The sequence below is a fragment of the Microbacterium sp. LjRoot205 genome (assembly GCF_056175745.1).
Genome location: NZ_JBGFFH010000023.1, coordinates 1 through 647 on the forward strand (window position 1 = coordinate 1; position 647 = coordinate 647).

Annotated in this window: 1 protein-coding gene and 1 pseudogene; one reads left to right on the plus strand and one right to left on the minus strand. The window is 60.3% G+C overall.

Annotated features, from left to right (window positions below):
• Nucleotides 1-13: 13 nt before the first annotated feature.
• Nucleotides 14-151 (plus strand): annotated as a pseudogene (locus tag AC04ME_RS19165) (ABC transporter permease); the annotation flags it as partial.
• Nucleotides 152-242: 91 nt separating this feature from the next.
• Here the strand turns inward: AC04ME_RS19165 and AC04ME_RS19170 are convergent.
• Nucleotides 243-602, minus strand: coding sequence for a helix-turn-helix domain-containing protein (locus AC04ME_RS19170; RefSeq protein ID WP_475436605.1), 360 nt, complete (start codon nucleotides 600-602; stop codon nucleotides 243-245).
• Nucleotides 603-647 lie beyond the last annotated feature (45 nt).

Here is a 647-nt window from a genome sequence, read left to right on the forward strand (position 1 = left end):
GGAAGGAACCATCGTGTTCGTCGCTTGGCGTGACCTCCGATTCGCTCGTGGCAGGTTCGTGCTCATCGGATCGGTCGTGGCGTTGATCACCCTGCTCGTGGGTTTCCTCGCCGGCCTGACTGGCGGGCTCGCCGCGCAGAACGTGCCGGCCGGACCGGCCTCCGTTTCGGTCGTCTCGGCGACGATAAAGCTTGTGTTGGGTTGAGTGAGGCGATACCGGATGAGACTGCGATTAGCGTCGATCACGCCTCACGCGGAGAGGTCAGTGCCGGACCGTCAGATTGGATCGGATCGAGTTGGAGGGCTCGATACAACTGAGATTCATTCGTGAAGCCAGCGCTCTTGGCCACCCGGGGCATAGTTAGGTCCGGATACCTTCCCATCAAGCGTTTGGCGCGGCGCAAACGGATGTCGCGGAGCTGCTCGGAAAATCGACTGGCGTGTTCAGCAAAGGCGCGGTGAAGTGTCCGAACTGAGACATGCAATTCGGAGGCTATATGCTCGGCGCGGAGTCCTGGGTGTGACGCTAGTCGTTCCAGGAGGTCAAGAGCGCGCATGTACGTGTCCGATTCCTGCCGACGATGTTCACCAAGCGCTGACATGAGTATTGCTGAGGCTAGCTCCGGTACGGCGGGGCTGAATAAGTG

Coding starts and splice junctions, on each gene's coding strand:
- AC04ME_RS19170 (WP_475436605.1), bottom strand. CDS start 602: ATGTCAGCGCTTGGTGAACATCGTCGGCAGGAATCGGACACGTACATG.